The organism is Kitasatospora sp. NPDC048545 (genome assembly GCF_040651155.1).
GTDB lineage: Bacteria > Actinomycetota > Actinomycetes > Streptomycetales > Streptomycetaceae > Kitasatospora.
Genome location: NZ_JBEZIQ010000038.1, coordinates 16,843 through 43,345, shown reverse-complemented (window position 1 = coordinate 43,345; position 26,503 = coordinate 16,843). Strand labels below are relative to the sequence as shown.

Below are 26,503 nucleotides of genomic sequence, written 5' to 3'. Positions count from 1 at the left end.
ACCGGCCCTGGTGTCGGAAGCGGAACCTACTGGTTCTGGTTCTCGCCCCGGTAGAACTCGAAGACCCATCCGAAGATGCCGATCAGGATGATCGGGGCGGCCCAGAACATCAGCCACCAGCCGAAGATCACGCCCATGAAGGCGAGCGCGCCACCGAGCGCCAGCGAGAGCGGCTGCCAGCTGTGCGGGGCGAAGAAGCCCAGCTCGCCGGCGTCGTCCGCGACCTCGGCCTCGGGGTTGTCACCCGCGCCGCTGTCCACCCGGCGGGCGGTGAAGGCGAGGTAGTAGCCGATGAACGCGCAGAGCGCGAAGGCCAGGAACAGCGCGGTGGTGCCGGCGGCCTCCAGGCCCGGGCCCTCCGCGTTGTTGGTCCACAGGCCGTACGTGATGGCCATGGCCAGTACGAAGACCGACAGGCCCAGGAAGATCTTTCCCTGTTCCTTCATCAGGCGTCACCCTCCTGCTTGCCCTTGCCCAGCTTCGGGGCGTCGTACTTCGCCGGGGTCACACCGGCGAGGTGCTTGGCCGGCTCACCGTGGTTCTCCAGGTAGTCCAGCGCGGCGATCTCCGGGTGGTGGAGGTCGAAGGCCGGGGATTCGGAGCGGATCCGGGGCAGCGTGAGGAAGTTGTGCCGCGGCGGCGGGCAGGAGGTCGCCCACTCCAGGGAGCGGCCGAAGCCCCACGGGTCGTCCACGGTGACCTTCTCGCCGTACTTGGCGGTCTTCCAGACGTTGTAGAGGAACGGCAGGATCGACAGGCCGAGCACGAAGGAGCCGATGGTCGAGACGGTGTTCAGGGTGGTGAACCCGTCCGAGGCCAGGTAGTCGGCGTAGCGGCGGGGCATGCCCTCCGCGCCGAGCCAGTGCTGCACCAGGAAGGTCGCGTGGAAGCCGAAGAACAGCGTCCAGAAGGTGATCTTGCCGAGGCGCTCGTCCAGCATCTTGCCGGTCATCTTCGGCCACCAGAAGTGGAAGCCGGCGAACATCGCGAAGACGACGGTGCCGAAGACCACGTAGTGGAAGTGGGCGACGACGAAGTACGAGTCCGAGACGTGGAAGTCGATCGGCGGGGAGGCCAGCAGGACACCGGTCAGACCACCGAAGAGGAAGGTGACCAGGAAGCCGACCGTCCAGAGCATCGGGGTCTCGAAGCTCAGCGAGCCCTTCCACATGGTGCCGACCCAGTTGAAGAACTTCACACCGGTCGGGACCGCGATCAGGAAGGTCATGAAGGAGAAGAACGGCAGCAGCACCTGGCCGGTGACGTACATGTGGTGGGCCCACACCGTCACGGACAGACCGGCGATCGCGATGGTGGCCGCGATCAGGCCGGAGTAGCCGAACATCGGCTTGCGGCTGAAGACCGGGATGATCTCCGACACGATGCCGAAGAACGGCAGCGCGATGATGTACACCTCGGGGTGGCCGAAGAACCAGAACAGGTGCTGCCACAGCATCGCCCCGCCGTTGGCCGGGTCGAACACGTGGGCACCGAACTTGCGGTCCGCCTCCAGGGCGAACAGCGCGGCGGCCAGGACCGGGAAGGCCAGCAGGACCAGGACCGAGGTCAGCAGGACGTTCCAGACGAAGATCGACATCCGGAACATCGTCATGCCCGGGGCGCGCATGCAGATGATCGTGGTGATGAAGTTGACCGCACCGAGGATCGTGCCGAAGCCGGAGAAGGCCAGACCCATGATCCACATGTCGCCGCCGACGCCGGGCGAGTGCACCGCGTCCGACAGCGGGGAGTAGGCGAACCAGCCGAAGTCGGCGGCGCCGTTCGGGGTCACGAAGCCCGCCACCGCGATGGTCGAACCGAAGAGGTACAGCCAGTACGCGAACATGTTCAGACGCGGGAACGCCACGTCCGGGGCGCCGATCTGCAGCGGCATGATCCAGTTCGAGAAGCCCGCGAACAGCGGCGTCGCGAACATCAGCAGCATGATCGTGCCGTGCATGGTGAACGCCTGGTTGAACTGCTCGTTCGACAGGATCTGGGTCCCGGGACGAGCCAGCTCGGCGCGCATGATCAGGGCGAGGATGCCACCGATCAGGAAGAAGGCGAACGACGTGCCCAGGTACAGGGTGCCGATCGTCTTGTGGTCAGTGGTGGTCAACCACTTGATGATGGTCGAACCCGGCTTCCGGGTCCGCTGCGCCCCGACCGTGACGGCCTCGGCGCCCCCGCCGGCCGCGGCGGGCTCGTTGAGGATGGTCACTTCTCTTCACTTCCCATGGAGATGAGGCCAGAGGGCACCGCACCGTTCTGGCCCTTGGCGCGAAGCTCGGCCAGGTGCTTGTCGTAGTCGGCGCGGTCGACGACCTTGACGTTGAACAGCATGCGCGAGTGGTCGACGCCGCAGAGCTCGGCGCACTTGCCCCTGTACTCGCCCTTGACGGTCGGGGTGACCTCGAACTTGTTCACCACGCCCGGCATGACGTCCATCTTCATCAAGAAGTTGATGGGCCAGAAGTCGTGGATCACGTCACGCGAGGTGAGTCGGAACTGCACCGACTCGTTGACCGGCAGCCAGAGCGTCGGAGCCTCCGCGGGGGTGCCGACCTCGTACGCGGCGTCCTTGTTGGCCGGGTCGGGGATCTCGGTGTTCTCGTAGTTGAACGCCCAGCTCCACTGGAAGCCGACCACGTTGACGTAGTGCTGCGGCTTCGCGGACGTGGAGGTCAGCGTCGCTTCGTCGCGGGCGACGAAGTAGAAGAGCACCGACACGATGATGATGGGGACCGCGGTGTAGAGCGCCTCGATGGGCACGTTGTACCGGGTCTGCGGGGGGATCTCCACACCGGTGCGCTTGCGCCGGTGGAAGATCACGCTCCAGATGATCAGACCCCACATCAGAGCACCGACCACCAGCGCCGCGATCCAGGACCCCTGCCACATGTGGAGGACCAGGGGCCCTTCCTCGGTGACGGGGCTCGGGAGGCCAAGCCTGGGGAGGTCGTTGGCCGAGCAGCCGGTGGCGGTCGCGATGACGAGGCCCAGTGCCAGCGCCTGAGGCAGCTTCCGCCGCATCGTGCGCCGCGGCGAGCGGTCGGAGCCGTTGGGACTCACGTAGCGCCTTCCCGAAGTCTCGCCCGCCTTCGCGTCGCCCCGGGAGAGGAGTGTGAGCCTCCCCGGCGACCCGTCCACGGGCACGGTTTGAATGCTTATGCGGGCCAAACCCTACTCCAGCCTTATGCGCTCCTGACGGGCAGCCCCCGGTAACGCGCCGCCCGGTCGCCCGATCAGGCCCGGCAAGGGCTGCGCCGCAGGTCATCGTAGGCATTCGAGGTCCGTACGCCCGATCGGGGGATGACCTCGGACAACGCCCGTGACGACCCGTCGGACACGGACGAAGCGGACATTCGGGGTGATCGACTGACGCCGGGTGAGCTGCGCGGGCGGACCGGACGGCGCCCCGGGTGTGCCGTTAAATGTGACCGTGTACTTCGACGCGGCCTCGACGGCCCCCCTGCACCCCGTCGCCCGGCAGGCGCTGACCGCCGCCCTGGACGAGGGCTGGGCCGATCCGGCCCGACTGTACCGCTCCGGCCGGCAGGCCCGGATGCTGCTGGACGCCGCCCGCGAGACGGTCGCCGAGGTCCTGGGCGCGCGGGCCGACGAGATCGCCTTCACCGCCAGCGGGACGCAGGCCGTCCAGCTCGGCCTGCTCGGCGCCCTGGCCGGGAACCGCCGGCGCGGCGGCCACCTGGTGCACTCCGCGGTGGAGCACTCCAGCGTGCTGCACGTCGCCGAGCGCCACGGCGACGCGGGGGGCGGGGTCTCGGTGGTGCCGGTGGACCGGGGCGGACGGGTCGACCCGGCGGCCTTCGGTGCGCTGCTGCGCCCGGACACCGCGGTGGCCGCGCTGCAGAGCGCCAACCACGAGGTGGGGACGGTCCAGCCGGTCGGCGAGGTCGCCGCGCTGTGCGCCGGGGCCGGTGTCCCGCTGTTGGTGGACGCGGCGCAGAGCGCCGGGCGGGTGGACGTCCCGACGGGCTGGTCGCTGCTGACCGCGAGCGCGCACAAGTGGGGCGGACCGCCCGGGGTCGGGGTGCTGGCGGTGCGCAAGGGCGTCCGGTACGCCTCGCCGCTGCCGGCCGACGAGCGCGAGGGCGGCCGGGTGCCCGGCTACGTCAACGTCCCGGCGATCGTCGCCGCGGCGGCCTCGCTGCGCGCGGTGCGGGCCGGGGCCGAGCGGGAGAACGCCCGGCTGCACGCGCTGGTCGAGCGGATCCGGGCCCGGGTGCCGCAGCTGGTGCCCGAGGTCGAGGTGGTCGGCGACCCGGTGCGGCGACTGCCCCACATCGTCACCTTCTCCTGCCTGTACGTGGACGGCGAGGTGCTGCTGACCGAGCTGGACCGGGCGGGCTTCGCGGTCTCCTCCGGTTCCTCCTGCACCTCGTCCACGCTGACGCCCAGTCACGTGCTGGCGGCGATGGGGGTGCTCACCGAGGGCAACGTCCGGGTCTCGCTGCCGTACGGGACGGCCGAGGCGGACGTGGAGCGCTTCCTCGCAGTGCTGCCGGAGCTGGTGGCCGGGGTCCGGGCGCCGCTCGGGCTGGACCTGCCGGCGCCGGGGGCGGCCGCCGCGGCCCCGGCGCCGCTGCTGGTGATCGACGCGCTGGGCAAGCGGTGCCCGCTGCCGGTGATCGAGCTGGCGAAGCGGATCGGCGAGGTGCCGCCGGGCGGCACGGTCGTCGTGCTGGCCGACGACGAGGCGGCCCGGCTGGACATCCCGGCCTGGTGCGGGATGCGCGGACAGGAGTACGCGGGCGAGGCCCCGGCCGCCGACTACGGCGGCGACCGGGGCTCGGCCTACCTCGTCGTGCGGCGGACTACTTGACCAGGTGCGCGCGGATCTCGGCGGCCGCCTCGGCGCCGTAGCTGTCCTCGAAGCGCTTCAGGAAGGCGGCCGGGCGCAGCTCGTACTCCTGGGTGCCGACGGTCTCGATGACCAGGGTGGCCAGCATGCAGCCGAGCTGGGCGGAGCGCTCCAGTTCGAGGTCCCAGGACAGGCCGGCGAGGAAGCCGGCCCGGAAGGCGTCGCCGACGCCGGTCGGGTCGAGCTTGGCCTCCTCGCGGGCGCAGCCGACCAGGATCGGGGCCTCGCCCTTGCGCTCGATCCGGACGCCCTTGCTGCCCAGGGTGGTGACCCGGGTGCCGACGCGGGTGAGCAGCTCGTCGGCGTCCCAGCCGGTCTTGCTCTCGATGAGCGCGGCCTCGTACTCGTTGGTGAAGAGGTATGCGGCGCCGTCGACGATCTCGCGGATGTCCTCGCCCTCCAGGCGGGCCAGCTGCTGGGAGGGGTCGGCGGCGAAGGCGTAGCCGCGGGTGCGGCACTCCTGGGTGTGGCGGACCATGCCCTGCGGGTCGTCGGCACCGATCAGGACGAGGTCCAGGCCGCCGACGCGGTCGGCGATCGGCTTCAGCTCGATGTTGCGGGCCTCGGCCATGGCACCCGTGTAGAACGAGGCGATCTGGTTGTGGTCCTGGTCCGTGGTGCACATGAAGCGGGCCGTGTGCCGGGTCTCGGAGATGTGGACGGAGTCGCAGTCCACGTTGTTGCGCTCCAGCCAGCTGCGGTACTCGGCGAAGTCCGCGCCAGCGGCACCGACGAGGACCGGGCGGAGCCCGAGCACACCCATGCCGAAGGCGATGTTCGGGGCGACCCCGCCGCGGCGGATGTCCAGGGTGTCGACCAGGAAGGACAGCGACACGGTGTGCAGCTGCTCGGCGACGAGCTGGTCGGCGAACCGGCCGGGGAACGTCATCAGGTGGTCGGTGGCGATCGAGCCGGCGACGGCGATACGCACGGGAGGTCTCCTCAGGATGGCTGCGGGGCCAGCGGGCAGGCGCGGATGAACCCACTCACGGTACCGGCCCCAGGACGTGCCCCGGCAACAGTGCCGCAAGTTGCCGCCCCCTCGGCCATGGTGGCACCCGTTGCCGTCGAACGTGTACTACCTCCGGGTAGCACTGGTGGGCGGGACGAGGCCCGGCCTAGGGTCGGCCCCAGGAGGCCCGCCGCGGGCGGGCCCCTACGTCTACTGCGGCGGAGCCGCCGCCGCTCTGGATCGGAGCGATGCCCGATGAAGACCGACCAGTCCCCGTTGCCCGGCCTGCGGGCCGAGGACGGCGAGACCCTCGACGCCCTGCTGGACTCCTCCCGGCGGCTGCGCCGGTTCTGGCCGCTGCTGGCGACCGGCCCGGAGCCCACCGCCCCCGCGTCCGCCGGCTTCCGCGTCCCGTCCGGGGCGCAGCGGGTGGTCGCGGGGATGGCCGAGTACGGCCTCTGAGCCGGTCCCGGACCGACACGGAACCGGATCCGTCCGGGGCACGTCACATCCGCGCGGAGCGGCCGAGGAGGCGGCGCCGCTGAGCTCTCGGGAGGATGTGCAGATGGATCTGGAGACGATGCCCCGGCGCGGTCGGCGGGCGGTGGCCCTGGCGGCCCTGGCGCTGGCGGCGGTGATGACGGTGGCCGGGTGCAACGGGGACGGCAAGCCCGCCTCGGACTCGGCGACGAGCGGCGCGGCCACCGGTTCCGCCTCCCCGCAGGCCCCGGCGCCCTCCGGCAGCCCCTCTGCGGCGGCTCCGACGGGGAGCCCCTCGGACGCCGGCCGGCCGCCCACGGCGCCACCGACCGACTTCGTCCCCACGCCGGCCTCGCCCGCTCCGGGGCAGCCGGCGCCGGGCACTCCCCCGGTCAACGGGATCGCGCCGGGAGAGCCGAACCCGAACGGCTCGGGCTCGCCCGCGCACCCGCCGGTGGCGTACCGGGTGGACGGCACCACCAAGCTGACCGTCTACTTCTTCGGCGGGGTCTGCACGACGTACGCGCTGAAGGCGGACGAGTCGCAGCCGGGCCGGGTCGACGTCGTGGTCGTGCCGGGCAAGCCCGCCCTGCAGCCCGGACAGGTCTGCAACGCGCTGGCCAAGCGGCAGTCGGTGTCGGCCGACCTGCGCTCGCCGTTGGCCGGGCGGACGGTGGTCGACCGGACCAGCGGCCAGGAGGTGCCGCTGGACGCCGACCCGCACGCCGGGCCGGACCCGGTGACCCCGGACGTCGCCGGCCAGTAGCGGCCGTGGCGCGGGACAACGAGAAGGCGGCCCCGGGATTCCTCCCGGGGCCGCCTTCTCGCGGTGCGCTTAGCTGAACGAGTCGCCGCAGGCGCAGGAGCCGGTGGCGTTCGGGTTGTCGATCGTGAAGCCCTGCTTCTCGATGGTGTCGACGAAGTCGACGGTGGCGCCGCCCAGGTACGGGGCGCTCATCCGGTCGGTGACGACCTTCACACCGTCGAAGTCCTTGATCACGTCGCCGTCGAGCGAGCGCTCGTCGAAGAACAGCTGGTAACGCAGGCCGGAGCAGCCGCCGGGCTGGACGGCGACGCGCAGCGCGAGGTCCTCGCGGCCTTCCTGCTCCAGCAGGGCCTTGACCTTGGCCGCGGCGGCATCGGTAAGGAGGATGCCACTCTCGACGGTGGTCTCGTCCTGGACGGTCATCTGCTTTCTCCCGGTCTTTGACGACGGTCTACCGCCAGTGCCAACCACCGGCTGTCCGGATTCATTTCCGGGCGGCGGTGGATTTCTGCGGCCTGTCGTGCGGTGGATTTCCGTGGGCCGGGCGTACCACCCGTGTCCCCTACGCTCCCCATGCTCGCACAACCCCGGAGGACCGGTCACCGCCCGAGCCGTGGATCCGGGTGAACCGGCCCCGCCGCGGCCGGTCGGACGCCAGGATGGTGGGCATGATCCTTCGCCCGGTCAGGGACACCGCCGCGGACGCGGAGGCGGTCCAGGAGCTGTCCGCCGCCGCGTTCGCCGACCCCGCGGGGACCGGGCCGGCGCCGGGGCCGACCCCGCTGCAGCTGGCCAGGACCAGGCACCTGGCGCGCACCGATCCCGGGGGCTGCTGGCTGGCCTCGGTCGACGGGGAGCCGGTCGGGGTGGTGCTGTCGATGCGCCGGGAGGGCCTGTGGACGCCGTCCCTGTACGCGGTGCGGCCGTCCGCGCAGGGCAAGGGCGTCGGGCGGCTGCTGCTGGAGCGGGCGGCGACGCACGCGCGGGGCTGTCTGCGCGGGATGGTCTGCGCGTCGGACTCCGCCGCGGCGGCGCGCCGCTACCGGTTGGCCGGGTTCACCCTGCACCCGGCGATGCGGCTGTCCGGGCGGGTGGACCGGAGCGGGCTGATCGACCCCGGGGACATCCCGGTGCACCGCGGCAACGCCACCCACCTGCACCTGCTGGACTCGGTGGACCGGCGGCTGCGCGGGTCGGCGCACGGGCCCGACCACGAGCTGATGCTGGGCCACTTCGAGGAGCTGCTGGTCGCCGACGCGCTGGCCGGCAGCGGCTACTGCTACCGGGACGGCGGCACGGTGCGGCTGCTGGCGGCCACCAGCAAGCGGATCGCCGCCCGGCTGCTGCGCGAGGCGCTGGCCCGGGTGCCGGACGGCGTCGGGGCGCGGGTGGACTTCCTGACCGCCGAGCAGGAGTGGGCGCTGGACGTCGGGCTGGAGGTCGGCCTGACGCCGGTGGCGGGCGGCTTCGTCGGGGTGCGCGGGATGCGCCCGCCGGCGCCGTACCTGCCGAGCGGGGCGTTCCTGTAGGCCCGCCGACGCGTACGGCCCCACCGGGAGCCGGTGGGGCCGTACGCGTGGAGCCCTGATCAGGCCATGGTGTCCAGGATCTCCCGGACCATCTCCATGGTGGTGCCCGGGTGCAGGAAGGCGAAGCGGGCGACCGTCTCGCCGTCCCAGCCGGTGGGGGTGACGAAGCCGATCTGGTCCGCGAGCAGCTGCTGCGACCAGCGGTAGTAGTCGTCGTTGGTCCAGCCCGTGCGCTTGAAGCAGACCGCCGAGAGCTGCGGGTCGAACAGCAGCTCCAGGTGGTCGCTCTCGCGGATCAGCTGCGCGGTGTCCCGGGCGAGCGTGAGGCCGGCCTCGATGGCGTCGGTGTAGGCCTGGACGCCGTGCACGGCCAGCGAGAACCAGAGCGGCAGGCCGCGGGCGCGCCGGGTCAGGTGGTAGGCGTAGTCGGTGGGGTTCCACTCGTCACCCTCGGTGTGCAGGACGTCCAGGTACGAGGCGTCCTGGGTGTGCACGGCGCGGGCGAGCTGCGGGTTGCGGTAGATCAGCGCCGCGCAGTCGAAGGGGGCGAACAGCCACTTGTGCGGGTCGACCACGAAGGAGTCGGCGTGCTCGATGCCGTTGTAGCGCTCGCGCACCGAGGGGGCGAAGAGGCCCGCGCCGCCGTAGGCGCCGTCCACGTGGAACCACAGGTCGCGCTCGCGGGCGACCTCGGCCAGGCCCGCGAGGTCGTCGACGATGCCCTCGTTGGTGGTGCCGCCGGTGCCGACGACCGCGATCACCGTCTCCGGGTTCGGGTCGGCGGCCAGCGCGGCGCGCAGCGCCTCACCGGTGAACCGCCGGTTCACGGTCGGGACCTTGAAGGCCTCGACGCCGATGATGTTGAAGGTGTTCTTGACCGAGGAGTGCACCTGGTCGGCGACGGCTATCCGCAGCCGTGCCTCCGGGCCGACGCCGAGGCGACGGCGGGCGGTGTCGCGGGCGACCACGAGGGCGGAGAGGTTGCCCGCCGAACCGCCGGAGACGAAGGTGCCGCCGGCCGTCCCGGGCATGCCCGCGCGGTCGGCGATCAGGCGCAGGACCTGGTTCTCGGCGGCGATCGCGCCGGCCGCCTCCAGCCAGGAGATGCCCTGCAGCGAGGCGCAGGAGACCACCATGTCGAACAGCAGCGCGGCCTTGGTCGGGGCGCACGGGATGAAGGACAGGTAGCGCGGGCTGTCGGCGGAGATGACCGCGCGGGACAGCTCGTGGTCGTAGAGCTTGAGCACGTCGGCCGGATTGTTGCCGTCCTGGTTCAGCAGGCCGGCCAGCTGGGTGCGCAGGTGCTCGCCGTCACCGGGGTGGTCGAGCGGGACGGGGTCGTACTGCAGCCGCTCCCGCATGTAGTCGAAAACCAGGTCGACCAGTTCGTTGTCGGGCCGGTGCATGCGGTCGGGGGCTGCGGACACGGCGGGTCCCTCTCGGCTGTGGGGTGTCGGGGGGTGAGGATCCGGCCCGGTCGGCGGGGGTCTTCACCGCGACGACCGGACGTGATCAGCGTAGGCAGCCGGAGTGCCTCGCCGCGCGTCGGAACGCGGCTGGTCAGGCAGGTTTCGAGCGTCTTCGGGGCGGTCCGCGCAGGATTCCTGCGTACCCCCGGAGGCGTCAGCCGATCAGCTGGGAGAGGACGACCGAGGAGCGGCTGCGCTGGACCCCGGGCTCGCGCCGGATCCGCTCGATGACGGCCTCCAGGTGGCGCATGTCGGCCGCTCGCAGGTGGACCAGGGCGTCCGGGTCGCCGGTGACCGTCCAGGCCGCGATGACCTCGGGGAACTGGCGCAGGCTGGCGAGGATCTCCTCGGGGGCGGTGCGCTCGCGGCAGTAGACCTCGACGAACGCCTCGGTCTGCCAGCCGAGGACGGCGGGGTCGAGCACCACGGTGAAGCCCCGCACCACGCCGCGCGCCCGGAGCCGGTCGATCCGGCGGCGCACGGCGGTGGCGGAGAGGTTCACCTGCACGCCGATCTCGGCGTACGAGGCGCGGCCGTCGCGGCCGAGCCGGGCGAGCAGGAGCCGGTCGGTCTCGTCCAGGTCGGCCCCGACCACCTCGTTCGCTCGGCTGCTGGTCATCGGTGCGGGGCTCCACGGGTCGTGCGGGGGTTCGGCTGCGCGTCGCGGCGGCGGTCTCTTCCGGAGCGGTCTGCCGAAACGGTTCGCCACCCATTCTGGCGGATGACCTGGACGAGTTCACCGCCGACGGACGACAGGCAGGAGGCCGTCACTCCACCAGGAGGACGATCTTGCCCCGGGTGCGGCCCTCCGCACTGAGCGCCTGGGCGGAGGCGGCCTGGGCCAGCGGGAAGGTGGAGGCGACGGTCACGGTCAGCCGGCCGTCGTCGGCGAGCGCAGCCAGCTCGGCGAGGCCGTCGGCGTCCGGTCGGACCCAGACGTACCGGCCGCCGAGGGCCTTGACCCCGAAGTCCGCGACCGAGGCGATCCGGCCCGGGTCGGCCACCAGGCCAGCCGAGACCCGGACCGCGCCGCGGCCGACCAGGTCCAGGGCCGCGTCCACCCCGTCCGGGGCGAGCGCGCGGACCCGGTCGGCCAGGCCGTCGCCGTAGCGGACCGGCTCCGCGCCGAGGCCGCGCAGGTAGTCGTGGTTGTGCTCGGCCGCGGTGCCGATCACCCGGGCGCCGCGGGCCCGGGCCAGCTGCACCGCCAGGTGGCCGACCCCGCCGGCCGCGGCGTGCACCAGGACGGTCTCACCCTCGGTGAGCCGCAGCGCCCTGAGGCCCTGCAGCGCGGTGAGCCCGGCCAGCGGCAGCCCGCCGGCCTGCGCCCAGTCCAGCGCGGCCGGTTTGCGGGCGAGGGTGCGGACCGGGGCGGAGAGCAGCTCGGCGTAGGTGCCGTGCTCGACGGCGTCCTTGCGGACGTATCCGTAGACCTCGTCGCCCGGGGCGAACTCGGTTACCCCGCCGCCGACCGCGCGGACCACGCCGGCCGCGTCCCAGCCCATGACCAGCGGGAAGTGCGCGTCCAGCAGGCCGTCCAGGGCGCCGTCCCGGACCTTCCAGTCCACCGGGTTCACCCCGGCCGCCCGGACCTCCACCAGGACCGAGTCCGGCCCGACCTTGGGGTCGGGCAGGTCGGTGTACTCGACCACCTCGGGGCCGCCGTAGCGATTGATCGCGATTGCTTTCATGGCTCAGCCATACCCGGGGGCTTGGAAGTATCGATTCGGCCACGCCAGGAAGCATCCGATCCGGCGAGCGGTTCTCGTCACATCGACAGGATGGCCATCGTCACGCCGACGCCAACCGGTTATCATAGATAGCGTCAGTTAGACGAAAAGGCTTCACCGCTCGATCGGCCGCACAGAAGGGCACCCGCCCGTGACCACCACCATCACCGAGACCTCCGGCGTCGACCCCACTCCGACGCCGCTCGCTCTGCTGCTGCTCGGCCGCGAGGCCGACCCGAACAGCGAGCGCGGCGTCGAGTGCCCCGGTGACCTCCCCCCGGCCTCCGACCCGAACCTCGTCGAGCGCGCCCGAGCGGCCAAGGCCGCTCTCGGCGACCGCGTGTTCATCCTCGGACACCACTACCAGCGCGACGAGGTGATCGAGTTCGCCGACGTCACCGGCGACTCCTTCAAGCTCGCCCGCGACGCGGCGGCCCGCCCCGAGGCCGAGTACATCGTCTTCTGCGGCGTGCACTTCATGGCCGAGTCCGCGGACATCCTCACCACCGAGGCCCAGCAGGTCGTCCTGCCGGACCTCGCGGCCGGCTGCTCGATGGCCGACATGGCCACCGCCGAGCAGGTCGCCGAGTGCTGGGACGTGCTGACCGACGCCGGCATAGCCGACGTGACCGTCCCGGTCTCGTACATGAACTCCTCCGCCGACATCAAGGCCTTCACCGGCCGGCACGGCGGCACCATCTGCACCTCCTCCAACGCCAAGCGCGCGCTGGAGTGGGCGTACGAGCAGGGCGAGAAGGTGCTCTTCCTGCCCGACCAGCACCTCGGCCGCAACACCGCGGTGCGCGAGATGGGCTTCTCGCTGGACGACTGCGTCCTGTACAACCCGCACAAGCCGAACGGCGGCCTGACCGTCGAGCAGCTGCGCGACGCGAAGATGATCCTGTGGCGCGGCCACTGCTCGGTGCACGGCCGGTTCAGCGTGGAGTCGGTGAACGACGTCCGCGAGCGGATCCCCGGCGTGACCGTGCTGGTGCACCCCGAGTGCAAGCACGAGGTCGTCGCGGCCGCCGACATGGTGGGCTCGACCGAGTACATCATCAAGGCGCTGGACGCCGCCGAGCCCGGCTCCAAGTGGGCCATCGGCACCGAGCTGAACCTGGTCCGCCGCCTGGCCAAGGCGCACCCGGACAAGGAGATCGTCTTCCTGGACCGCACGGTCTGCTTCTGCTCGACCATGAACCGGATCGACCTGCCGCACCTGGTCTGGGCGCTGGAGTCGCTGGTCGAGGGGCGGGTGCCGAACGTGATCAGCGTCGACCCGGAGACCGAGAAGCACGCCAAGGCGGCGCTGGACCGGATGCTGGCCCTGCCGTAGAGCCGGCACGAGCCACACGCGAAAGGGCGGGTCCCCTCCTGGTGGAGGGGACCCGCCCTTTCGTCTGGCAGCAGCCGCAGCGCTACTCGGGGAAGCCCGGGATCACGCCTTCGCCGTCGGCCATCAGGAGGTCGCGGACCTCGTCGATCGTCGCGTCGGCACTCGGCAGGATCAGCTCGGACGGCTCCAGCGAGTCCAGCGGCACCGGGGTGCCGTACTGCTTCACCGCCTCCAGCAGCTTGCCGTAGGCCCGGCGGAAGAGCTCCTCGTCCCCCGAATCCACTGCGGTGACGAGCTCGGAGTCGAGCTCGTTGAGCAGGTTCAGGTGGTCCTCGCCCACCTCGAACTGCCCTTCACCCATGACCCTCATGATCATGCCGTGCGTCTCCCTGGTTCGTGGGGGTCGAGCTCAGATCACTTGTTGTAGTTGATGCGCGGGGTGTCCTGCTGCTGCGGCTGGGCCTCGGGCTTGCCCTGCTCGATCGCGGCCGGACCCGAGGCGGGACCGCCGGACAGCTCGGCCTTCATCCGGGCCAGCTCCAGCTCGACGTCGGACCCGCCGGCGACGCGCTCCAGCTCGGCCTCGATGTCGTCCTTGCGGCCGAGACCGCTGGCGTCGTCGAGCGCGCCCGAGGCGAGCAGCTCGTCGATCGCACCGGCCCGGGCCTGCATCTGGGCGGTCTTGTCCTCGGCGCGCTGGATGGCCAGGCCGACGTCACCCATCTCCTCCGAGATCCCGGAGAAGGACTCGGCGATGCGGGTCTGCGCCTGCGCGGCGGTGTAGGTCGCCTTGATGGTCTCCTTCTTGGTGCGGAAGGCGTCCACCTTGGCCTGAAGCCGCTGGGAGGCGAGGGTGAGCTTCTCCTCCTCGGCCTGCAGCTGCTGGTACTGCGTCTCCAGATCGGTGATCTGGGACTGCATGTTGGCCTTGCGGGTCAGCGCCTCGCGGGCGAGGTCCTCACGGCCGAGGGACAGTGCCTTGCGGCCCTGGTCCTCGTACTTGGCCGACTGCTGCTGGAGCTGGGTCAGCTGGAGTTCGAGGCGCTTTCGCGAGGTCGCGACGTCCGCGACACCACGCCGTACCTTCTGCAGCAGTTCGAGCTGCTTCTGGTAGGAGTAGTCGAGCGTCTCACGGGGATCCTCCGCCCGATCCAAGGCTTTGTTCGCCTTGGAGCGGAAGATCAGCCCCATACGCTTCATGATTCCGTCGCTCATGGGCCTCGGGTGCCCCCTTCTCCGGGCTGCGGTCTTATCTCGTTACCAGACACGACGAGTGTATGTGCAGCGAGCCCATCGCCGCAGTGCACCTGCCTGCAACAAGACTGCTACAGCGACCAGGGGTGTTTCCTCCTCCCCCGGGTGGATCCGCCCCTCATCCCCCCTATCGTCCATCCGACTGATCCCCTACGGGAAGCCCCCGGGAAACCCGGTTCGGGCGACCACCCCGCGGTATCGATATGCGTTCGGTTCCGAGGGCACCCGTGGAAGCGGCTCCGCACCCCGTACGCTGGTGGTGTGTTCCGACGCCGTTCAGATGATGCCGCCGCCTCCGCCACCGTGCTGGAGAAGCAGGACGAGACGCCCCAGGCCCGCCACCCGGAGGCCAAGAAGGGCCGCCCCACCCCCAAGCGCAACGAGGCCGAGGCCCACCGGCGCACCCGGGTGACGGTGCCCAAGGACCGCAAGGAGGCCAGCCGCCAGGCCCGCGACCGGATGCGGGACGAGCGCGAGAAGCAGCGCCAGGCGCTGATGAACGGCGACGAGCGGCACCTGCCGGCCCGCGACAAGGGCCCGGTGCGCAAGTTCGCCCGTGACTACGTGGACGCCCGCTGGTCGCTCGCCGAGTTCTTCCTCCCGGCCGCCGTGGTCATCCTGGTGCTGAGCATCATCAAGGTCCAGCAGATCCAGGTGCTCTCCACGCTGCTGTTCCTGCTGTTCTTCGTCTTCGTGATCCTGGACTTCGCCCGCCTCGGCCTCGGCCTGCGCAAGCAGCTCGCCGAGCGGTTCCCGACCGAGAACACCCGCGGCACGGTCGCCTACGGCATCATGCGCACCCTGCAGATGCGCCGGCTGCGCCTGCCCAAGCCGCAGGTGCGGCGCGGGGAGAAGCCCTGACCGCCGAACCGGTCGACTCCGGCTGGGCCCCGCCTTCCTGGGAGGGGCCCGGCCTGTACGCGCTGCCGGGGCAGGGCCACGGCGGCCACGACCGGCTGGCCCAGGAGCGCCTGCTGCCCTCGCGCAGCGGGTCCTTCGCCGGCGGCACCGCCGCCTGGCTGGACCGGCTCGGCGGACTGCGCAACTTCGTCCGCCAGGAACTCGTCTCGCGCCAGCTCGCCGAACAGCTGACCGGCCGCAGCGCGCAGCGGGTCCTGGACATCGGCTGCGGCCAGGGCACCCAGGCCCTGCGGCTGGCCCGGGCCGGCCACCACGTCACCGGGATCGACTCCGACCCGGTCGCGCTCGGCGTCGCCCAGGGGGCGCTCGCCGAGGAGCCGGCGGAGGTCCGCGGCCGGCTGCAGCTGCTCAGCGGGGACGGCCACCAGTGCGGGCGCTGGTTCGGCCCGCGCAGCTTCGACGTGGTGCTCTGCCACGGCGTCCTGATGTACCTGCCCGACCCGGACCCGATGATCGCCTCGCTGGCCCGGCTGCTGGCACCCGGCGGACTGCTCTCGCTGCTGGTCCGCAACCGCGACGCGCTCGCGCTGCGGCCCGCCGCCGCCGGCGACTGGCGGGCCGCGCTGCACGCCTTCGAGAGCGACCGGTACTACAACCGGCTCGGGCTGGCCGCCCGCGCCGACCGGCTCGCCGACCTCTCCGTCACCCTCTCCGAGGTGTCGGTGCCGCTCCGGCACTGGTACGGCGTGCGGGTCTTCACCGACAACGCCGCCGACGACGCGGCCCCGCCGGTCGACGGACGGCAGCTGGCCCAGCTGCTGGAGGCCGAGGACCGGGCCGGCCGCACCGACCCGTACCGGCAGGTCGCCGCGCTGCTGCACGTGATCGGGGCGAAGTAGCGCGCCTGCCGCGCCCGCCCCGGCCGAGGGCCTACTCCTCGTGCAGGCTCATCGCGTAGACGACCCGGTCGTCCTCCAGGAGCACCGCGGTGTCGACGCCGTCCTCCGCGAGCTGCTTCCAGGACTCGCCGATCCAGGTCTCGGCGTCCCCCTGGCCGGCGAACTCCTCCTGGCTGCCGCCGGGCGTCACCGCGCTGCCGTCCGCCTTCTCGTACCGCCACGTCCACGCCATGCCCGGCTCCTCCCACTGACGACACTGCCTGTGTTGCTGCGCACCTTAGCCTGCCCGGCCGGATCTTCCGTATGCCTCGTCCGGCAGGATGGGCGGCATGGCGACCCTCCCCCCGCTCCCCCGCACGCTGCTGCTCGGCGGCGCCCGCTCCGGCAAGTCGACCCGGGCCGAGCAGCTCCTCGCCGACCGCCCGGACGTCCTGTACGTGGCCACCGGCGGCACCCGGGACGGAGACGACGAGTGGGCCCGGCGGGTCGCGCTGCACCGCGAGCGCCGGCCGGCGAGCTGGCGCACCGCCGAGACCTGCGACCTGGAGGCCGTGCTGGCCGACACCGCCGATCCGGCGCCGGTGCTGGTCGACTGCCTGGCGCTCTGGCTCACCGCCGTGATGGACGAGTGCGACGCCTGGGACGACGGGGTCTGGGAGGACCGGGGCGAGGCCGCGGTGCAGCGGCGCTGCGAGGCGCTGGCGGCGGCCTGGGCGGCCACCGGGCGGACGGTCGTCGCCGTGAGCAACGAGGTCGGCATGGGTGTCGTCCCCGCCACCGCCGCCGGGCGGCGCTTCCGCGACACCCTGGGCCGGCTCAACATGGCCGTGGCGGACGCCTCGGAGCGGGTCCTGCTGGTCGTGGCGGGGCAGGTGCTGACCGTCAAGCCAGCCGCGGGCTGAACATCTTCGGCGTGTAGCCTTCCGGACGATGGACACGACCGTGGATCTCGATACGTTCTCCTCGCTCGTCGAGCGCCCCGACGAGAGCGCCCGGCGGGCCGCCGACGAACGCTGGCAGGCCGCCGACCGACCGCGCGGCGGGCTCGGCAGGCTGGAGGAACTGGGCAGCTGGCTGGCCTCCGTGCAGGGTCGCTCCCCGGTGCGCCCGGTGTCCGCGCCCAAGGTGCTGCTGTTCGCCGCCGACCACGGCGTGGCGGCACTCGGCGTCTCCCGGATGCCCGCCGTCGGCGGCACCGCGGCCCGGGTGCGGGCCGTGCTGGACGGCACCGCGCCGGTGGCCAAGCTGGCCGCGCGCTACGGCGCCGACGTGCGGGTCGTCGACGTCGCGGTGGACGTCGACCCGGCCGACTTCCCGGACGAGGTGGTCGCCCACCGGATCCGGCGCGGCTCCGGGCGGATCGACGTCGAGGACGCGCTCACCCCGGAGGAGACCGCCCGGGCCTTCCGGGCCGGCATGGCCGTCGCCGACGAGGAGGCCGACGCCGGCACCGACCTGGTGCTGCTCGGCGACCTCGGGGTCGGCTCCACCACGGTGGCCGGTGTCCTGGTCGGCGCGCTGTGCGGAACGGACGCGGCGGCGGTCACCGGGCGCGGCTCGGGCATCGACGACCGGGTCTGGATGGTCAAGTGCGCCACCATCCGGGACTCGCTGCGGCGGGCCCGGCCGGTGCTCGGCGACCAGCTGGCGCTCCTCGGCGTCACCGGCGGGGCCGACTTCGCGGCGATCACCGGCTTCCTGCTGCAGGCGGCCGTCCGGCGGCTGCCGGTGGTGCTGGACGGTGTGGTCGCGGCGGCCTGCGCGCTGGTCGCGCAGCGGATCGCCTTCCGCGCACCCGAGTGGTGGCGGGCCGGGCAGTCCAGCGGCGAGCCGGCCCAGGCGAAGGCGTACGACCGACTGACCCTGACGCCGCTGCAGGACCAGGGGATCACCATGGGCGAGGGCGTCGGCGCGCTGCTCGCGCTGCCGCTGCTGCAGGCGGCGGGGGACGCGCTCTCGGACGAGACGCCGAAGCCGTTCGTACCGGCGGCGCCCGCCGCGCCGAAGGAGCAGCCGAGGCTGCCCTCGGCGGCGGACCTGCTGCGGAAGCTGTAGGCGGCAGGGCCGACCGGGCGCCGGAGACCCAGGGCCGGCGGGCCGGGGCCGGGACCGGGCCGTCGCCTCGGTCCCGCGCGGTTTCCCGCGCCCCCGGGCGGACGCCCGGCAGTCCGGAGAACGCCCCGCACAGGGGAGTTCCCGCGGTGAGAGGAACGCGTTGATGACGGACCGCATTGCTCGGGCCACGTGGGAGGACGGGCTGCGGTTCGGGTTCGGGACCCTGTCCGTGCTGCGGGTGCGGGTGGAGCGCTGGGACCGGGCGGCGGGGGCCCGGGCGATGGCGACGGCCCCGCTGGTGGGACTGGTGCTGGGCGCGCTGGCCGCCGGGGCGGGGGCGCTGGTGGCCTGGCGGGCCGGCGGGCCGCTCGGGGCGGTGGCCTCGGTGGGCGTGCTCGCCGGGCTGACCCGGGGCCTGCACCTGGACGGCCTGGCGGACGTCGCCGACGGGCTCGGCAGCGGGAAGCCGGCCGAGGACGCGCTGCGCATCATGAAGCAGTCCGACATCGGCCCGTTCGGCGTGCTGACCCTGGTCCTCGTGCTGCTGGCCCAGACCGCCGCACTGGCCGGTCAGTTCGGGCACTCGCCGCTGCGCGGCGCGCTCGCGGTGCTCGCCTCGGCGACGGCCGCCCGCTGCGCGCTCGCCTGGGGCTGTCTGCGGTCGGTGCCCGCCGCCCGGCCGGGCGGGCTGGGCGCGGTGGTCGCGAGCACGGTGACACCCGCCGGGGCGGTCGCCGGGACGGCCGGATCGGCACTCGTCCTGGCCGGGCTCGGACTGTTCGACGGATGGTCAGCTCTCCGTCTCCCGCTGGCCCTTGTGTTCGGGGTCGGCTGCGCCCGACTGCTGCTCGGGAGGTGTGTGCGGCGCTTCGGCGGAATCACCGGGGACGTGCTCGGGGCGATGGCCGAGACCGCCGCGACGGGGGCGCTGTTCGCCCTGGCGTTGCTCGGCTGACACCGGGCGGCGCGTGATCCCAGCATGCGGACTACCATGCGTGAAGCACCGCAGCCCTGCACCGTGGCAGGTCCTGCCCGCCCGGCGCGTTCCGAGGAGCCGGGGCCTCCGGTGTGCGCGGCCGCTCCGGCGGGCGCGCGCAACCAGGGGGCCCGGACCCGGAGGCCCGTCGGCGGACGGCCTGCGACGGCGGGCTGCGCCGGTGCGGCAGCCGCGCCGCGACCGGCCGTGGACCGCGAAAGAACAGGACGCATTACGTGACTGCATTGTCTGTGAGCACCTCCTCCGCCGCCTCGCTGCGCGCGGACGCCCTGGTGGTCGGTGTCGCCAAGGGCCCGAAGGGCATCGTGCTGGCCCCCGGCGCCGAGGCCGTGAACGAGGCGTTCGAGGGCAAGCTGGCCGAGGTCCTCAGCACCCTGGGCGCGACCGGCGCCGAGGGCGAGGCCGTGAAGGTCCACTCCCCCGCCGGCCTGAAGGCCGCGCTCGTGCTCGCGGTCGGCATCGGCGAGGCCGGCGAGGAGGGCTACGGGCTGGAGGCGCTGCGCCGCGCCGCCGGTGTCGCCGCCCGCACCCTGGCCGGTGCCAAGAAGGCTGCGCTGGCCCTGCCGGCCGAGTCCGCCGCGGAGATCGAGGCGGTCGCGCTGGGCGGCCTGCTCGGCTCGTACGCCTTCGGCACGTACAAGGGCAACGGCAACGGCAAGGAGCCGGTCGGCGAGCTGGTCCTGCTGGCCGCCCGCAAGGGCAGCAAGGACGCCAAGGCCGCCGTGGAGCGGGCCGCCGCGCTCGGCGAGGAGATGAACCGCGCCCGCGACCTGGTCAACACCGCCCCGAACGACCTGAACCCGAAGAGCTTCGCCGCGATCGCCCAGGCGGCCGGCAAGGAGCACGGCCTCAAGGTCGAGGTGCTGGACGAGAAGGCGCTGACCAAGGGCGGCTTCGGCGGCCTGCTGGGCGTCGGCGTCGGCTCGACCAACCCGCCGCGCCTGGTGAAGGTGGCCTACACCCACCCGAAGGCCAAGGCCACCCTGGCGTTCGTCGGCAAGGGCATCACCTACGACTCGGGCGGCATCTCGCTGAAGCCGGCCGGCCACAACGAGACCATGAAGTGCGACATGGCCGGCGCCGCCGCCGTGTTCGCCGCCGTGGTGGCCGCCAAGCGCCTGGGCCTGGCCGTCAACGTGACCGCCTGGCTGGCGCTGGCCGAGAACATGCCGTCCGGCTCCGCCACCCGCCCGGGCGACGTGCTGCGGATGTACGGCGGCAAGACCGTCGAGGTCCTGAACACCGACGCCGAGGGCCGTCTGGTGCTGGCCGACGCCATCGTGCGGGCCGGCGAGGAGAACCCGGACGTCATCGTCGACGTGGCCACCCTGACCGGCGCCATGGTGCTGGCCCTGGGCAACCGCACCTTCGGCGTGATGGCCAACAACGACGAGCTGCGCGACGACCTGCACGCCCTCGCGGGCGAGGTGGGCGAGCAGTCCTGGCCGATGCCGCTGCCCGCCGACCTGCGCAAGGGTATGACCGAGTCGACCATCGCCGACCTGGCCAACATGGGCGAGCGGATGGGCGGCGGTCTGGTGGCCGGTCTGTTCCTCAAGGAGTTCGTGGCCGAGGGCATCGACTGGGCGCACCTGGACATCGCCGGCCCGGCGTTCCACGAGGGCGCCCCGTTCGGCTACACCCCGAAGGGCGGCACCGCGAGCGCGGTGCGCACCCTGGTCCGCTTCGCCGAGCGGACGGCGAACGGCAAGGCCTGATCAGGCACCCGCCGAGACGGGGCCCGGCGCGTGCGCGCCGGGCCCCGTCCGCGTTCCGGTCCGGTTACCTACGAGTAGGACGGGCGACCGGGGCGCACCCTTGTTCGCTGCGGGCGAAACTTTGTTCCACAGTGCGGAAGAGACCGCCGCCGATGGCGCGGATGACCCCCGTCCGGCGGCTGTCAGTACTGCGCTGAGCTGCGATGATGCCCATCCGTGGGGGGTATTCCCGCCCCGGTGACCACTCCGTGGGACACCTCGGGGGTGGACCCGGACATCAGCTACCGCGAACAAGTGCGAAGATGTATTTCCGGCACGACTGGGCGCCCCACAAAGGCTTCCGACCCACCGGACCGTACCGGCCCGGCGACCCACCCCATTGCATGGAGGACGTGACGTGGCGAACGACGCCAGCACCGTTTTCGACGTAGTCATTCTCGGAGGCGGAAGCGGCGGTTACGCCGCGGCGCTCCGCGCCGCTCAGCTGGGCCTGAGCGTCGCCTTGGTCGAGAAGGGTGAGCTGGGCGGCACCTGCCTGCACCGCGGCTGCATCCCGACCAAGGCGCTGCTGCACGCCGCCGAGATCGCGGACGAGACGAAGGAGGCCGCCGAGTTCGGCGTGCTGGCCACCTTCCAGGGCATCGACATCAACGGCGTCCACAAGTACAAGGACGACGTCATCGCCGGCCTGTACAAGGGCCTGCAGGGCCTGGTGGCGTCCCGCAAGGTCACCTTCATCCAGGGCGAGGGCAAGCTCTCCTCGCAGACCTCGGTGGACGTCAACGGCCAGCGCATCGAAGGCCGCCACATCGTCCTGGCCACCGGTTCCGTGCCGCGCTCGATCCCGGGCCTGGAGATCGACGGCAACCGCGTCATCTCCTCGGACCACGCCCTCAAGCTCGACCGCATCCCGAAGTCGGCCGTCATCCTCGGCGGCGGCGTCATCGGCGTCGAGTTCGCCTCGGTCTGGAAGTCCTTCGGCGTCGAGGTCACCATCGTCGAGGCCCTGCCGCACCTCGTTCCGCTGGAGGACGAGAACTCCTCCAAGCTGCTGGAGCGCGCGTTCCGCAAGCGCGGCATCAAGTTCGAGCTGAAGGCCCGCTTCTCGGGCGTGGAGTACACCGAGACCGGTGTCCGCGTCTCCACCGAGAACGGCAAGCAGATCGACGCCGACCTGCTGCTCGTCGCCATCGGCCGCGGCCCGGTCTCGGCCGGCCTCGGCTACGAGGAGAACGGCGTCGCGATGGACCGCGGCTACGTCCTCGTCGACGAGTACATGCGCACCAACGTGCCCACCATCTCCGCGGTCGGTGACCTCGCCCCGACCCTGCAGCTGGCCCACGTCGGCTTCGCCGAGGGCATCCTGGTCGCCGAGCGCCTGGCCGGCCTCAAGCCCGTGCCGATCGACTACGACGGCGTCCCGCGCGTGACCTACTCCAACCCCGAGGTCGCCTCCGTCGGCATCTCCGAGGCCAAGGCCGTCGAGCTGTACGGCAAGGACAAGGTCGTCACCCTCAAGTACAACCTGGCCGGCAACGGCAAGAGCAAGATCCTGAAGACCGCCGGCGAGATCAAGCTCGTCCAGGTCAAGGACGGCGCCGTGGTCGGTGTCCACATGGTCGGCGCCCGCATGGGCGAGCAGGTCGGCGAAGCCCAGCTGATCTACAACTGGGAGGCCCTGCCGGCCGAGGTCGCGCAGCTCATCCACGCGCACCCGACCCAGTCCGAGGCCCTGGGCGAGGCGCACCTGGCGCTGGCCGGCAAGGCCCTGCACGCGCACGACTGATCGCGCCCCACCCCCCTTTTCCGGTACTTCCCGTACGCAAGTACTTCCCGTACGCAAGACTTGATAGGAGTCGCTGAAACCATGGCGGTCTCAGTAACACTGCCCGCGCTGGGCGAGAGCGTTTCCGAGGGCACCGTCACCCGTTGGCTGAAGGCCGAGGGTGAGCGTGTCGAGGTCGACGAGCCGCTGCTTGAGGTCTCGACCGACAAGGTCGACACCGAGATCCCGGCCCCCGCTTCCGGCATCCTCTCCTCGATCAAGGTCGGCGAGGACGAGACCGTCGAGGTCGGCGCCGAGCTGGCGATCATCGACGACGGCTCCGGCGCCCCCGCGCCCGTTGCCGCTCCGGCTCCGGTCGCCGCCCCGGCCCCCGTCGCTGCCCCGGCCCCGGTCGCCGCGCCGGCCGCCCCGGCCGGCGACGCCACCCCGGTGCTGCTGCCCGCCCTGGGCGAGTCCGTCACCGAGGGCACCGTCACCCGCTGGCTGAAGGCCGAGGGTGAGACGGTCGAGGTCGACGAGCCGCTGCTGGAGGTCTCGACCGACAAGGTCGACACCGAGATCCCGTCCCCGGTCGCCGGCACCCTGGTGAAGATCCTGGTCGGCGAGGACGAGACCGCCGAGGTCGGCGCCCAGCTCGCGCTGATCGGCGCCGCGGGTGCCGTCGCCGCCGCCCCGGCCCCCGTCGCCGCTCCGGCCCCCGTGGCTGCCCCGGCTCCGGTCGCCGCCCCGGCCCCCGTTGCCGCCCCGGCTCCGGTCGCCGCCCCGGCCCCCGTTGCCGCCCCGGCTCCGGTCGCCGCTCCGGCCCCCGTTGCCGCTCCGGCCCCCGTTGCCGCTCCGGCTCCGGTCGCTGCCCCGGCTCCGGTCGCCGCCGCTGCCGACAACGGTGACGCCTATGTCACCCCGCTGGTGCGCAAGCTCGCCGCCGAGCACGGTGTCGCGCTGTCCTCCGTCGCCGGTACCGGCGTCGGCGGCCGCATCCGCAAGCAGGACGTCATTGCCGCCGCGGAGGCCGCCAAGGCCGCTCCGGCCCCCGTCGCCGCTGCCGCCCCGGCCGCCGCGCCGAAGGCCACCGCCGCGCCGTCCGCCCTGCGCGGCCAGACGGTCAAGATGACCCGCATGCGCAAGGTCATCGGCGACAACATGATGAAGGCCCTGCACGAGCAGGCCCAGCTGACCAGCGTGGTCGAGGTGGACATCACCAAGATCATGTCGCTGCGCGGCAAGGCCAAGGACTCCTTCCTCGCCCGTGAGGGCGTGAAGCTGTCCCCGATGCCGTTCTTCGTCAAGGCCGCCGCCCAGGCGCTGAAGGCCCACGCGGTCGTCAACGCCCGGATCAACGACGCCGAGGGCACCATCACCTACTTCGACACCGAGAACATCGGTATCGCGGTGGACTCCGAGAAGGGTCTGATGACCCCGGTCATCAAGGGTGCGGGCGACCTCAACATCGCCGGCATCTCGAAGAAGACCGCCGAGCTGGCCGGCAAGGTCCGCGACAGCAAGATCACCCCGGACGAGCTGTCGGGCGCCACCTTCACCATCAGCAACACCGGCTCGCGCGGTGCGCTGTTCGACACCGTGATCGTGCCGCCGAACCAGGCCGCCATCCTGGGCATCGGCGCCACCGTCAAGCGCCCGGTCGTCATCGAGGCCGACGGCGGCACCGCCATCGGCATCCGCGACATGACCTACCTGTCGCTCTCCTACGACCACCGCCTGGTGGACGGCGCCGACGCCGCCCGCTACCTGGTCGCGGTCAAGGAGATCCTGGAGGCCGGCGAGTTCGAGGTCGAGCTCGGCCTCTGACCCCTCCACGGTCCTGCGGAACCCCGCGTCGTCCCCGGACGGCGCGGGGTTCCGCCGTTCCCGGCCGCTTCCGGCCGTTCCCGCGGCCCGATCCGCCGCTGCCGGACGCCGATCCGCGGTCCCGGACCCCCGATCCGCCGTTCCCGGCCCGGGCCACGCCGGGTCATGGCATGCGCGGACGCGGACGAACGGGGATGCTGGAGCGGTGATTGACGAGACGGACTTCTGGCAGATCATCGACGAAACCCGGGACGCCGCCGACGGCGACCCCGACGAGCAGGCCGACCGGCTGGTGGAGCGGCTCGTCCGACTGACCCCGGACGACGTGATCGACTTCGCCCGGCTCTTCGAGGCGCGGTTCCAGCGCGCCTACCAGTACGACCTGTGGGGCGCGGCCTACCTGCTGCTGGACGGCGCCTCCGAGGACACCTTCGACTACTTCCGCTGCTGGCTGATCGCCCAGGGCCGGGAGGTCTTCGAGGGCGGGCTGATCGAACCGGACGACCTGGCCGACCTGTTGCCCGAGTTCGACGAGGAGGAGGACGGCGAGGCCGAGGACATCGGCTACGCCGCCGACGAGGCGTACGAGCGGCTGACCGGGCTGCCGCTGCCCGAGGTGGGCGGTCGGCAGGCCGGACGGCCGTCCGGCCCCTCGCTGGACTTCGACGACCCGGACGTCATGGCGAAGCGCTTCCCCAAGTTGTGGGAGCGGTACGGGGACTGAGCGGGCCCGCCGCCCGGGTGGCGGGCCGGCCGCTGCCCCGGGGGGGGCGGGCCGGCCCGGGCTCGGGCCGGCCCGGTGCTCAGGTGGAGCTGCCGGACGAGCTGTCCTGCTGGACGCCCTTGAGGATCTGGTCCAGTACCGAGGGGTCCGGCGCGGACGGGTCGTCGTCCACGCCGCCCTCGAAGACCACGTAGCCGCCGCCCTTGGCCGGGACGGCGGCCAGCAGGACGTACCCCTGGGTGCCGTCCGAGGTGCGGATGTGCCAGCGCGTGGCGTAGCCGAGCACGCCGGCGACGCTGACGTAGCCGGAGCCGTAGTCGGTGTGCGAGGTGATCCCGGTGAAGATCTGCCCGGCGTAGGTGGGCATCGTGGCGTCGGCGGCCGCCTTGGGGGTGGCGCCCTGGACGGTGTCCTTCTCGACCGAGAACTGGCCGCGGATGCAGGAGTTGCCGTCCGCGCAGGTGTAGCGGCCGCTGCCGAGGTAGACCGTGGAGTGCGCGGAGTCGGCCGCCGCGTCCCAGCCGTCGAACACCGGGACGGTGATCGCGTGCTGCGGGTCGGGGATGGTGGTCTTCAGCACCGGTGCGGGCTTGGGCGCCGGCACCGTGGGGCTGGTGGTGGGCCGGGCCGGGGTGGGGCTCGGGGCGGGGCCGTCGCTCTGGGTGACGGTGACCGTGGGCGCCGGGGTCGGGTCCGCCTTCGGGTCCCCGCCGCCGGTGCCGAACACGATCGCGGCGATGATCCCGCCCACGGCCAGCACGCCGACGGAGATGCCGATGGCCAGGCCGGACCTGTTCCCGGAGGGGGCCGGCGGCGGGTAGCCGGGCCCCGGGTAGCCGTAGCCCGCGCCCTGGGCCGCCGGGTAGCCGGCCTGCCCCGGGTAGCCGGCCTGCCCCGGATAGCCGGCCTGTCCCTGGTACCCGGGCTGTCCCTGGTGGGCCTCCTGGCCCGGGTAGCCGTAGCCGGCCGCCGGGGAGCCGTCCTGCCCCGGGTAGCCGTAGGCCGGGGGCGTGGTGGCGCCGCCGGGGTAGCCGTAGCCGGGCTTCCGGTCGGAGGGCTGCCAGGCTGCCTCGGTCGGGGCCTCGGCGAGCGGTCCGGCGCCGCCCTGGAGCGGCCTGACCTCGTTGGTCCAGGTGTTGCCGTCCCACCAGCGCTCGTGACCGGGGGTGCCGTCCGCACCCGGAACCGGGTACCACCCGGGAGGCGTCGAGTTGCTCACGGCCGTACGGTACCCGCCGTGGCGGCGGTCCAGACAG

Annotated in this window: 25 protein-coding genes and 1 pseudogene; 14 read left to right on the top strand and 12 right to left on the bottom strand. The window is 72.6% G+C overall.

Going from position 1 to position 26,503, the window contains the following annotated elements; all coding sequences use genetic code 11:
- Positions 1 to 26: 26 nt before the first annotated feature.
- The 3 genes from AB0D10_RS30285 to coxB all read right to left on the bottom strand — a co-directional run bounded on the left by AB0D10_RS30285 (position 27) and on the right by coxB (position 3,072).
- The gene (locus tag AB0D10_RS30285) at positions 27 to 446 is read right to left on the bottom strand and encodes a cytochrome c oxidase subunit 4 (protein WP_360262130.1); all 420 of its coding nucleotides are present in this window, start codon (positions 444 to 446) and stop codon (positions 27 to 29) included.
- Positions 446 to 2,131, bottom strand: coding sequence for a cytochrome c oxidase subunit I (gene ctaD / locus AB0D10_RS30280; RefSeq protein ID WP_360262180.1), 1,686 nt, complete (start codon positions 2,129 to 2,131; stop codon positions 446 to 448). Before ctaD ends, AB0D10_RS30285 begins: the two co-directional genes overlap by 1 nt.
- Before the next feature lie 86 nt (positions 2,132 to 2,217).
- The gene (gene coxB / locus AB0D10_RS30275) at positions 2,218 to 3,072 is read right to left on the bottom strand and encodes a cytochrome c oxidase subunit II (protein WP_360262129.1); all 855 of its coding nucleotides are present in this window, start codon (positions 3,070 to 3,072) and stop codon (positions 2,218 to 2,220) included.
- A gap of 370 nt (positions 3,073 to 3,442) precedes the next feature.
- Between coxB and AB0D10_RS30270 the strand changes: the two genes are divergently transcribed.
- The gene (locus AB0D10_RS30270) at positions 3,443 to 4,846 is read left to right on the top strand and encodes an aminotransferase class V-fold PLP-dependent enzyme (protein WP_360262128.1); all 1,404 of its coding nucleotides are present in this window, start codon (positions 3,443 to 3,445) and stop codon (positions 4,844 to 4,846) included.
- Here AB0D10_RS30270 and AB0D10_RS30265 read toward each other — a convergent pair.
- Positions 4,839 to 5,816, bottom strand: coding sequence for a carbohydrate kinase family protein (locus tag AB0D10_RS30265; protein ID WP_360262127.1), 978 nt, complete (start codon positions 5,814 to 5,816; stop codon positions 4,839 to 4,841). The genes AB0D10_RS30270 and AB0D10_RS30265 overlap by 8 nt on opposite strands.
- Positions 5,817 to 6,092: 276 nt before the next feature.
- Here AB0D10_RS30265 and AB0D10_RS30260 point away from each other — a divergent pair, with 276 nt between their 5' ends.
- Complete coding sequence (locus tag AB0D10_RS30260) at positions 6,093 to 6,299, top strand: hypothetical protein (protein WP_360262126.1); 207 nt, start codon at positions 6,093 to 6,095, stop codon at positions 6,297 to 6,299.
- A 103-nt stretch (positions 6,300 to 6,402) separates the two neighbouring features.
- Positions 6,403 to 7,083 carry a hypothetical protein gene (locus AB0D10_RS30255; protein WP_360262125.1) on the top strand — a complete coding sequence of 227 codons (681 nt, stop codon included), beginning with the start codon at positions 6,403 to 6,405 and terminating at the stop codon, positions 7,081 to 7,083.
- Between the two features lie 69 nt (positions 7,084 to 7,152).
- Here AB0D10_RS30255 and erpA read toward each other — a convergent pair whose 3' ends face one another.
- Positions 7,153 to 7,506 (bottom strand): iron-sulfur cluster insertion protein ErpA, encoded by a 354-nt coding sequence (gene erpA / locus AB0D10_RS30250; protein ID WP_049651846.1) that lies wholly within the window; start codon positions 7,504 to 7,506, stop codon positions 7,153 to 7,155.
- Between the two features lie 245 nt (positions 7,507 to 7,751).
- Here erpA and AB0D10_RS30245 point away from each other — a divergent pair, with 245 nt between their 5' ends.
- A complete protein-coding gene (locus AB0D10_RS30245) occupies positions 7,752 to 8,612 on the top strand; it encodes a GNAT family N-acetyltransferase (RefSeq protein WP_360262124.1) in 861 nt (286 codons plus the stop codon).
- A 59-nt stretch (positions 8,613 to 8,671) separates the two neighbouring features.
- On the opposite strand, the gene AB0D10_RS30240 is transcribed toward AB0D10_RS30245, so the two are convergent.
- The 3 genes from AB0D10_RS30240 to AB0D10_RS30230 form a co-directional block, all read right to left on the bottom strand.
- A complete protein-coding gene (locus tag AB0D10_RS30240; RefSeq protein WP_360262123.1) occupies positions 8,672 to 10,039 on the bottom strand; it encodes a pyridoxal-dependent decarboxylase in 1,368 nt (455 codons plus the stop codon).
- 196 nt (positions 10,040 to 10,235) lie between these two features.
- Positions 10,236 to 10,700, bottom strand: a complete 465-nt coding sequence (locus tag AB0D10_RS30235) for an Lrp/AsnC family transcriptional regulator (protein ID WP_360262122.1) — start codon at positions 10,698 to 10,700, stop codon at positions 10,236 to 10,238.
- Positions 10,701 to 10,848: 148 nt separating this feature from the next.
- The gene (locus tag AB0D10_RS30230; RefSeq protein WP_360262121.1) at positions 10,849 to 11,772 is read right to left on the bottom strand and encodes an NADP-dependent oxidoreductase; all 924 of its coding nucleotides are present in this window, start codon (positions 11,770 to 11,772) and stop codon (positions 10,849 to 10,851) included.
- Positions 11,773 to 11,962: 190 nt separating this feature from the next.
- On the opposite strand from AB0D10_RS30230, the gene nadA reads away from it, so the two are divergent.
- The gene (nadA, locus tag AB0D10_RS30225; protein ID WP_360262120.1) at positions 11,963 to 13,147 is read left to right on the top strand and encodes a quinolinate synthase NadA; all 1,185 of its coding nucleotides are present in this window, start codon (positions 11,963 to 11,965) and stop codon (positions 13,145 to 13,147) included.
- Between the two features lie 82 nt (positions 13,148 to 13,229).
- Here nadA and AB0D10_RS30220 read toward each other — a convergent pair whose 3' ends face one another.
- Together AB0D10_RS30220 and AB0D10_RS30215 are read right to left on the bottom strand one after the other, a co-directional pair.
- Complete coding sequence (locus AB0D10_RS30220) at positions 13,230 to 13,523, bottom strand: hypothetical protein (protein ID WP_360262119.1); 294 nt, start codon at positions 13,521 to 13,523, stop codon at positions 13,230 to 13,232.
- Positions 13,524 to 13,561: 38 nt separating this feature from the next.
- The gene (locus AB0D10_RS30215; protein ID WP_360262118.1) at positions 13,562 to 14,362 is read right to left on the bottom strand and encodes a PspA/IM30 family protein; all 801 of its coding nucleotides are present in this window, start codon (positions 14,360 to 14,362) and stop codon (positions 13,562 to 13,564) included.
- A gap of 300 nt (positions 14,363 to 14,662) precedes the next feature.
- Here AB0D10_RS30215 and AB0D10_RS30210 point away from each other — a divergent pair, with 300 nt between their 5' ends.
- Positions 14,663 to 15,262 carry a DUF3043 domain-containing protein gene (locus tag AB0D10_RS30210; RefSeq protein WP_360262117.1) on the top strand — a complete coding sequence of 200 codons (600 nt, stop codon included), beginning with the start codon at positions 14,663 to 14,665 and terminating at the stop codon, positions 15,260 to 15,262.
- A gap of 158 nt (positions 15,263 to 15,420) precedes the next feature.
- Complete coding sequence (locus AB0D10_RS30205; RefSeq protein ID WP_360262179.1) at positions 15,421 to 16,161, top strand: methyltransferase domain-containing protein; 741 nt, start codon at positions 15,421 to 15,423, stop codon at positions 16,159 to 16,161.
- Positions 16,162 to 16,192: 31 nt separating this feature from the next.
- Here AB0D10_RS30205 and AB0D10_RS30200 read toward each other — a convergent pair whose 3' ends face one another.
- Complete coding sequence (locus tag AB0D10_RS30200) at positions 16,193 to 16,393, bottom strand: hypothetical protein (RefSeq protein ID WP_360262116.1); 201 nt, start codon at positions 16,391 to 16,393, stop codon at positions 16,193 to 16,195.
- A gap of 103 nt (positions 16,394 to 16,496) precedes the next feature.
- Between AB0D10_RS30200 and cobU the strand changes: the two are divergent.
- The 7 genes and pseudogenes from cobU to AB0D10_RS30165 form a co-directional block, all read left to right on the top strand.
- A pseudogene (gene cobU, locus AB0D10_RS30195) lies at positions 16,497 to 17,063 on the top strand (bifunctional adenosylcobinamide kinase/adenosylcobinamide-phosphate guanylyltransferase); the annotation flags it as partial.
- A 28-nt stretch (positions 17,064 to 17,091) separates the two neighbouring features.
- On the top strand, positions 17,092 to 18,216 hold the full coding sequence (locus tag AB0D10_RS30190; protein ID WP_360262115.1) for a nicotinate-nucleotide--dimethylbenzimidazole phosphoribosyltransferase: 1,125 nt from the start codon (positions 17,092 to 17,094) through the stop codon (positions 18,214 to 18,216).
- Positions 18,217 to 18,379: 163 nt separating this feature from the next.
- Positions 18,380 to 19,171 carry an adenosylcobinamide-GDP ribazoletransferase gene (locus tag AB0D10_RS30185; RefSeq protein ID WP_360262114.1) on the top strand — a complete coding sequence of 264 codons (792 nt, stop codon included), beginning with the start codon at positions 18,380 to 18,382 and terminating at the stop codon, positions 19,169 to 19,171.
- A 257-nt stretch (positions 19,172 to 19,428) separates the two neighbouring features.
- Entirely contained in the window at positions 19,429 to 20,931 is a 1,503-nt protein-coding gene (locus AB0D10_RS30180) for a leucyl aminopeptidase (protein ID WP_360262113.1), read from the top strand.
- A gap of 379 nt (positions 20,932 to 21,310) precedes the next feature.
- Complete coding sequence (gene lpdA / locus AB0D10_RS30175) at positions 21,311 to 22,717, top strand: dihydrolipoyl dehydrogenase (RefSeq protein ID WP_360262112.1); 1,407 nt, start codon at positions 21,311 to 21,313, stop codon at positions 22,715 to 22,717.
- Positions 22,718 to 22,798: 81 nt separating this feature from the next.
- The gene (gene sucB, locus AB0D10_RS30170) at positions 22,799 to 24,523 is read left to right on the top strand and encodes a 2-oxoglutarate dehydrogenase, E2 component, dihydrolipoamide succinyltransferase (RefSeq protein WP_360262111.1); all 1,725 of its coding nucleotides are present in this window, start codon (positions 22,799 to 22,801) and stop codon (positions 24,521 to 24,523) included.
- A 208-nt stretch (positions 24,524 to 24,731) separates the two neighbouring features.
- Positions 24,732 to 25,247, top strand: coding sequence for a DUF4240 domain-containing protein (locus AB0D10_RS30165; RefSeq protein ID WP_360262178.1), 516 nt, complete (start codon positions 24,732 to 24,734; stop codon positions 25,245 to 25,247).
- A 79-nt stretch (positions 25,248 to 25,326) separates the two neighbouring features.
- Here the strand turns inward: AB0D10_RS30165 and AB0D10_RS30160 are convergent, their stop codons facing one another.
- On the bottom strand, positions 25,327 to 26,466 hold the full coding sequence (locus AB0D10_RS30160; protein ID WP_360262110.1) for a DUF2510 domain-containing protein: 1,140 nt from the start codon (positions 26,464 to 26,466) through the stop codon (positions 25,327 to 25,329).
- Between the last annotated feature and the right edge of the window lie 37 nt (positions 26,467 to 26,503).